This is a genomic window from Fodinicola feengrottensis (assembly GCF_010993775.1).
Lineage (GTDB): Bacteria > Actinomycetota > Actinomycetes > Mycobacteriales > HKI-0501 > Fodinicola > Fodinicola feengrottensis.
Genome location: NZ_WOTO01000068.1, coordinates 44016 through 51452 on the forward strand (window position 1 = coordinate 44016; position 7437 = coordinate 51452).

Annotated in this window: 6 protein-coding genes and 1 pseudogene; 6 read left to right on the forward strand and 1 reads right to left on the reverse strand. The window is 67.8% G+C overall.

The annotated features are described in order from the left end of the window. Nucleotides 1–60: 60 nt before the first annotated feature. The 5 genes and pseudogenes from metG (at nt 61) to GNX96_RS41485 (ending at nt 4312) form a co-directional block, all read left to right on the forward strand. Complete coding sequence (gene metG, locus GNX96_RS41470; protein WP_279582883.1) at nt 61–1386, forward strand: methionine--tRNA ligase; 1326 nt, start codon at nt 61–63, stop codon at nt 1384–1386. Then, nucleotides 1347–1670, forward strand: coding sequence for a hypothetical protein (locus tag GNX96_RS59215; RefSeq protein WP_279582884.1), 324 nt, complete (start codon nt 1347–1349; stop codon nt 1668–1670). Before metG ends, GNX96_RS59215 begins: the two co-directional genes overlap by 40 nt. 7 nt (nt 1671–1677) lie before the next feature. After that, the gene (locus tag GNX96_RS41475) at nt 1678–2511 is read left to right on the forward strand and encodes a TatD family hydrolase (protein ID WP_163573065.1); all 834 of its coding nucleotides are present in this window, start codon (nt 1678–1680) and stop codon (nt 2509–2511) included. Next, nucleotides 2402–3364 carry a 16S rRNA (adenine(1518)-N(6)/adenine(1519)-N(6))-dimethyltransferase RsmA gene (gene rsmA, locus GNX96_RS41480; RefSeq protein ID WP_163573071.1) on the forward strand — a complete coding sequence of 321 codons (963 nt, stop codon included), beginning with the start codon at nt 2402–2404 and terminating at the stop codon, nt 3362–3364. The genes GNX96_RS41475 and rsmA overlap by 110 nt, the downstream gene beginning before the upstream one ends. Next, nucleotides 3357–4312: pseudogene (locus GNX96_RS41485) on the forward strand (4-(cytidine 5'-diphospho)-2-C-methyl-D-erythritol kinase). Before rsmA ends, GNX96_RS41485 begins: the two are co-directional and overlap by 8 nt. A 712-nt stretch (nt 4313–5024) precedes the next feature. Here GNX96_RS41485 and GNX96_RS41490 read toward each other — a convergent pair. After that, nucleotides 5025–6197, reverse strand: a complete 1173-nt coding sequence (locus tag GNX96_RS41490) for a cytochrome P450 family protein (RefSeq protein ID WP_163573066.1) — start codon at nt 6195–6197, stop codon at nt 5025–5027. A gap of 115 nt (nt 6198–6312) precedes the next feature. Between GNX96_RS41490 and GNX96_RS41495 the strand changes: the two genes are divergently transcribed. Beyond that, nucleotides 6313–7392 carry a TetR/AcrR family transcriptional regulator gene (locus GNX96_RS41495; RefSeq protein ID WP_279582885.1) on the forward strand — a complete coding sequence of 360 codons (1080 nt, stop codon included), beginning with the start codon at nt 6313–6315 and terminating at the stop codon, nt 7390–7392. The last annotated feature ends 45 nt before the right edge of the window (nt 7393–7437 follow it).

A 7437-nucleotide genomic window follows, 5' to 3' on the forward strand; every position in this document is an offset into this window, starting at 1 on the left:
TGGTCACGCCCCTATTGGACACCGACACCCCGTGCGAGCGGTGGACCCGGCGCTTCCGGCGTGGCGTACGGCCAGCGAAAATCCACTGGCCGTACGCACTACGCTGGAAACATGAGCGCACCCGCCGAGGCGACGGGGAACGAGAAGTTCTACGTCACCACTCCGATCTATTACGTCAACGACGCGCCGCACATCGGCCACGCGTACACCACGGTGAACGCGGACGCGTTGGCGCGCTGGCACCGACTTCTCGGCGACGACGTGATGTTCCTGACCGGCACCGACGAGCACGGGCTGAAGATGCAGCGGGCCGCCGATGCCAATGGCATCACCCCGCAGGAACAGGCCGACCGGACCAGCGACCGCTACCGGGAGGCGTGGAAGCTGCTGGGCATCTCGTACGACGACTTCATCCGGACCACCGAGCCGCGGCACATCGACGCGGTGCAGAAGTTGCTGTCCAAGGTGAAGGACAACGGCTACATCACCAAGGGCACGTACGACGGCCTCTATTGCGTCTCCTGCGAGGCCTATTACGTCGAGGCCGACCTGCTGCCCAACCCGGACCCGAATGGGCTCGGGCTCTGCCCGATCCATCACCGGCCGGTGGAGCTTTTCAAGGAAGAGAACTGGTTTTTCGAGCTGTCCAAGTTCACTCAGCCACTGCTGGACTGGTATGCGGCCCATCCCGACGTGGTGCTGCCTGAGTCCAAGCGCAACGAGGCGCTCGGGATCATCAAGCAGGGCTTGGAAGACGTCTCGATCAGCCGGTCGTCGATCAGCTGGGGCGTGCCGATCCCGTGGGATCGGGACCAGGTTTTCTATGTCTGGTACGACGCGCTGATCAACTACGCGACCGCGGTCGGTTACGGCACGGACGAAGAGAAGTTCAACGCGTGGTGGCCACATGTGCATCACCTGCTGGGCAAGGACATTCTACGATTCCATTGCGTGTATTGGCCGGCGATGCTGCTGGCCGCCGGCGAAACTCCGCCGCACCGCCTGTCGGTGCACGGCTTCTTGCTGGTGGGCGGCGAAAAGATGAGCAAAACCGCGCTCAACCAGATCGCTCCCGCCGACCTGGTCGAGGATTTCGGCGTGGACGGTTTCCGCTATCACTTCCTGCGGGACAACTCGTTCGGGCCGGACGGCGACTTCAGCTACGAGGGCATGATCAGCCGCTATAACGCCGATCTGGCCAACAACTACGGCAATCTGCTGGCCCGGGTGAGTACGGTGGTGGGCAAGAAATGCGACGGCATCGCCCCCCCGCGCCGCGGCCGGACAGCCCACTCGCCCAAGTCGCCCGTGACTCGTACGCGAATGCCGCCAAGGCATGGGAAGCGGTGCAGCCGTCGATCGCGCTGGAGCACACCTGGCGGCTGATCCGGGAGACCAACGCACTGCTGGAATCCACTGAGCCGTGGAAACTGGAGCCCGGTGAGGAGGTCAGCGCGGTGCTCGGCGACGCGTTGGAGGCACTGCGGATCGTCTCGGTGTTGGCCTATCCGGCAATTCCGACCGCTGCCGAGGAAGTCTGGCGGCGGATCGGCCTTTCGGGTTCGCCAGCTGACGTACGGCTGCCGGCTGCGGCCGGCTGGGGGCAATACCCGGGCGGCCTGCCGGTGGAGAAGGGCACCCCGCTCTTCCCGCGGATCAAGGCAAGTTGATCGAGCGATGACGGGTCGGCGGGGCGCGCCACCTCCGCCGCCCGAGCCGCTGCCGGCGCCGGTGGTGGACGCGCACACCCATCTGGATGCGTGCGGCTGCACCGACGCCGACAGCGTGGGTGCGGCGATGGACCGGGCAAACGCTGTGGGCGTAAGGAAAGTAGTCACCGTCGCTGACGACTTGCCGTCCGCTCGCTGGGTGAGTCAGGCGGTCGAGTGGCACGACGACCTCTACGGTGCCGTCGCGCTGCACCCGACCAGGACCGCGGCCGCCGACTTCACCGACGACGACGTCAAAGCCGAGCTGGAAAAGCTGGCCGGGCATCCACGCGTACGAGCGATTGGCGAGACCGGACTGGACTATTACTGGGATTTCGCGCCACCTCGGGCGGAGCAGCGAGAGGCTTTCGCTTGGCACATCGCTTTGGCTGAGCGGTTGGGAAAACCGGTGATGATCCACGACCGGGACGCGCATGACGACGTGCTTTCGGTGTTGCGTGCTGAACGTCCACAAGGGACGGTCATTTTTCACTGCTTTTCCGGCGACGCGGCGATGGCCCGGCTGTGCGCCGACGCCGGTTGGATGCTGTCTTTCGCCGGCCCGGTCACCTTCCGGAACGCTTCCGCGCTGTGGGAAGCGGCCGCGGCCGTACCGTTGGAGCAGATCCTGGTGGAGACCGACGCGCCGTTCCTGACCCCGCATCCGCACCGCGGCAAGCCGAACGAGCCGTATTTGCTGCCCTGGACCGTGCGAGCGATCGCCGACCTGCAGCGCCGGCCACTGGACGAGGTCTGCGCGGCGGTCGACGCGAACGCCGAGCGGGTGTTCGGTCCTTGGTGACCGACGGGTTGCTCGGCCGGCCGACGTCCGGCGGCTCGCGGCCGAGCTGGGGCTTCGCCCGACCAAGACACTCGGGCAGAACTTCGTGCACGATCCGAACACGGTCCGCCGGATCGTGAAGGCCGCCGAGCTGACCGAGCACGACGTGGTGCTGGAGGTCGGGCCCGGGCTGGGGTCCCTCACCCTCGCCTTGTTACCGGCATGTGCGCAGGTGATCGCGGTGGAGATCGACCCGCTGCTGGCCGAGCGGCTGCCTCGTACGGTGGCCGAGCGAGCGCCGGAAACAGCCGATCGGCTGCGGGTGATCACCGCCGACGCGCTGCGGATCGACACCCTGGAAAACCCCGCGCCGACCGCCCTGGTGGCCAATTTGCCGTACAACATCGCGGTACCGGTTGTGCTGCACCTACTGGCGCGCCAGCCAAGTCTGCGTACGGTGCTGGTTATGGTGCAGGCGGAGGTGGCGGACCGGTTGGCGGCGGGCCCGGGTTCTCGGACCTACGGGGTGCCCAGCGTCAAGGCCTCCTGGTACGGGAAGGTGCGGCGGGCCGGCTCGGTGCCGCGGGCGGTGTTCTGGCCGGTGCCCAACGTCGACTCCGGGCTGGTGGCCATCACCCGGCAGCCGTCGCCGCAGGTGGAAGTGCCGGTCAAGGAGGTTTTCGCGGTGGTCGACGCGGCTTTCGCGCAGCGCCGCAAAACCCTGCGGGCGGCGCTTTCTGGCTGGGCTGGTTCGGCGCCCCGAGCTGAGCGGATCCTGGTCGCCGCCGGGGTCGATCCGACCGCTCGCGGCGAGCAGTTGACCACCGAGGCGTTCGCCGAGATCGCCGTACAGGCCAGGAAAGACCATGCCTGAGCCCGAAGCCGAGCCGATCCGGCCGTTATCGGGCCTGCCCGGGCCGATTCGGGTACGGGTGCCGGCGAAAATCAACCTGCACCTCGCCGTCGGCCCGCTCCGCGACGACGGGTTTCACGAGCTGACCACGGTCTCTACCAGGCGATTTCGCTCTACGACCAGCTGACCGCCGAGCGAGCCCGCTCCGGCGCTCGAGCTGGCGGTCACTGGCGAGGGCGCCGACGACGTACCGTTGGACGGCAGCAATCTCGCCGCCCGCGCCGTGTACGCCCTCGCCGAGGCCACCGGCCGGTCGCCGAACGTCCGATTGACCATGCGAAAGGGCATCCCGGTGGCCGGCGGGATGGCGGCGGCGGCAGCGCGGACGCGGCCGCCGCGCTGGTCGCCTGCGACGCGCTGTGGGGGACCGGCCTGACCCGCGACGAGCTCGCCGAGACCGCCGCCGAGCTGGGCAGCGACGTGCCTTTCGCGTTGTACGGCGGCACCGCGCTGGGCACCGGGCATGGCGAGGTGCTCTCACCGGTTCTGGCTCGTACGCAACGGCATTGGGTCATCGCCCTCGCCGACGGCGGCCTGTCCACCCCGACCGTTTTCGCCGAACTCGATCGCCTGCGCGGCACTGGCCGGCCGCCCCCGCGAACGGCCGGCCATGACGCACTTTTGCGTGCCCTGCGCGATTCGGAGTCGGCGCCGCTGGCCAAGGTGATCACCAACGACCTGCAACCAGCCGCCATCTCGCTGCGACCGGCCCTGCGTCGTACGCTCGCCGCCGGCGTCGAGTCCGGCGCCCTCGGCGGCGGCGCCGTCTCCGGCTCCGGCCCCACCTGCGTTTTCCTTGCCGAAGACCGAGAACACGCCATCCGGGTAGCCGCGGGCCTCGCCGGCCTAGGCGTCTGCCGTACGGTCCGCACCGCCCACGGCCCCGTCCCCGGCGCCCGCGTCATCTAACCAACCGCCTCACTGCCCCCTATGACGGGACCCAGCCCCGCTTGCCCACCCCGCGCGGAACCCAACCCCGTGTCCTCACCCCCGCGCGAGACCGTCACCTCTAAACCAGAGTTGGCACACTTAGACGGACCCAGCCCCGTCCGGCGCCATCGGCCGCCAGGCCGATGTTGTCGCCCCTCCGGCAGGAGCGTCGCCTTTGTAGGCCCCGCGGTCTTTGCGGGGCCTACAAAGGCGGACTCTCGTAGCCGTAGTCGACGGCGCCCGCGCCGAAGGCGCCAGAAATATCGGGCGGATCGGCAGTAAGCACGAGAAAACCCCACCCCGACACCGCCCTTTGGTGTCGGGGTGGGGTTTTCTCGTGTCTGGTAGACGAGACGCCGCACCCTCACAGTCACCGCTTTAACCAGGGCGCTCATTTGCGCGGCTCGCACCGCCTTAATCAGGGCGCTCATTTGCGCGGCTCGCACCGCTTTAATCAGGGCGCTCATCTGTGCAGCCCACACCGCTTTTAACCGGGCCATCACCTCTGCAGCTCACAACGCTTTAATCAGGGCGCTCATTTCCGCAGCCCACGCCGCTTTAACCAAGGCCATCACCTCCGCAGCCCACACCGCTTCTAACCGGGCCATCACCTCCCCAGCCCACACCGCTTCTAACCAAGGCGCTCATTTCCGCAGCCCACACCGGGCCACCACCTCCGCAACAGACACGCTCAACCAAACATCACCGGCAGCGCGGCAAGCCGCCAAGTCCCCCCATCGGCGGCCCGTACGAGATCCGCAGCCGCCACGCCGAGAGCAAGCCGAGGAAACCGGCTGATGAGTGTTGTGAGGGCAATTTCTGTTTCCACGCGCGCAAAAGACGCACCCAGGCAATAATGTGGGCCGTGCGAGAAACCCAGTTGGCCGCGCGCGGTGACCGGGCGGGTCACATCGAGGCGATCGGGATCGCTGAAGGCGCTGGCGTCGCGATTGACGGACACGATCGCGGCCGAAGTTGGTTCACCCTTTCGTACGAGGGTGCCGGAAATCTCGACGTCCTCGGTTGGGAACCGTGGAACGGTCAGCAATTGTGGCGTACACCAGCGCATCAGTTCCTCAACAGCGCCAGGCATGAGGCTGGGATTTTCCCGTAGCAGAGCCCATTGGTCAGGGTGCGTCAGAAGTGCCTCGACCGCGTTGGCGATGAAGTTGGTGGGAGTTTGACCGGCGAGTACGAGCAGCCAGATCATCGTGACCAGTTCGGTGTCGTCGAGCCGATCGCCGTCGTCCAGCTGTCGAATGAGGTCGGTCAGTAAATCGTCGGCCGGCTCTGCGCGGCGGAGCGCGACAGCGGCCTTGGCGCCATCGACAATGCCAGGAATAGCCTCGAAGAAATCCGTCCCGATGCCAGCGGCGATCGCCGCTCCGCAGGAGCGCCAGCGCGGTCGGTCTGACTCGGGGATGCCGACGAGTTCGCAGATGACTTCGATCGGGAGTGGTCGCGCGAAGGTTTCCAGCAAGTCGACCTCGCCGGTCAGATTGTCGAGCAGCGAGTCGACGATCGCCTGAATGCGCGGCCGGAAGTCGGCGGCTCGGCGCGGCGTGAACGAGGGAGCCACCAAGCGGCGCAGCCGAGAGTGCTCGGGGCCGTCCATTTCGGACATTGTCCGTAGGTACGGCTGGTACTCGTCGGGGAGTCCGGGTGGTCGCATGAAGCTCCCGGAGGTGATCACGAAGCGCGGGTCGCTGAGCATGGCCCGAGCCTCATCGTGCCTGGTCACTGCCCATATTGGTGGCATCCCAGGGGCGCCGAGCCGGGCCAGTGGACCCGACTCGCGGGCGTGTGCGTACGCGCAGACGGGATCGCCCACAACTCTCGGGTCGCTCAGGTCGAGCTCATCCACCGAAGCCTCCAAATGTTGAGATCATATGTTGTGATCATCTGAATGGCGACTGTATCTTGGCGACTGGCGGGCCGGCAAGAGTGGGGAGCTGATGGGGCGCCTGAGCAGGGCTGAGATGCAGGAGCGCAACCGTGCGAAGGTGCTTGCGGCGGCGCGCGACGAGTTCGCCGAGCGCGGTTTCCGGGACGCGAAAGTGGACGCGATCGCGGAGCGGGCGGAGCTTACCCGTGGCGCGGTCTATTCGAACTTTCCCAGCAAACGGGCGCTTTACTTCGCTGTCATGGCTCAGCTGGCGGAGGCCGCGGCGGAGCCGCCGCATCCCGAGCCCGGCCTGACCGTGAGAGAGGCGCTCGGCGCGTTCGCCCGCGCCTGGGTCACCCGGCTGCCGTTGCTCGAGGACCGGCCGGACGACGCACGGCTGGCGATGGACTTGCTGCCGGAAATCGTCGCGGAGGATCGGACCCGGCGCGCGTACGCGCAGCTGACGCGCCTCAATGCGATCCTGCTCGGTTTGGCGCTGGAGAGTTTGCGGCCCGGCCGCCGGCTGGTGCGGGTGGCCGAAGCGGCGCTGACGACACTGCACGGCGCGAGCCAGCTGGCCGCCGCCGCGCCCGGGTTCCTGGAGCCGTTCAACGTGGTCAGGGCCTGCGAGCAGCTCGCCGACCTCGACCTCAACGACGGTTGGCAGTCGCTTCCCTACCTGACCCAGCCACGCAAGGTCGACGAGCCGTGGGATCCGCCGCCGGCGGTTGACCTCGTACGCGGCAAGCCCGCGCGGCTGACCGAGGATTTCGTCGCGATCCTCGGAATGCACCGCCTGGAAGCCGCCGAGGAGGCCGTCCGGGTGGCGCCGTCCGCCGCCAGCGTCACCGCCGTCATGGTCACCCACACACCCGACGAGCTTGTCCCGCTCGCGCGGCTGGCCGTCGCCGACTTCGCCGTCTGCTTGCGCCAGGCTTTCCCGGCATCGGCCTGGCCGCGCCTGCAGGTCGTCTGTGATCCGACCGGCGCGCTCGCCGCGGCCGCTGGCGTACCGGCCGTCAGCGACGCCACCGAAACCGCCATCCTGGTTTCCCGATCTCGCGTCATCGCCCGCTCCGATGGCCGCGGCGCCGCCGCGGTCCTGCGCGAAGTCGACGTTTCGGTAGCCGACACGCCGTCGCCGACAACGAAAACGTCGAGTTCGCGAGGGTAAGGAGGTCTTGGTGCGGGTGTTGGTGGTGGAGGACGAGCGGCTGCT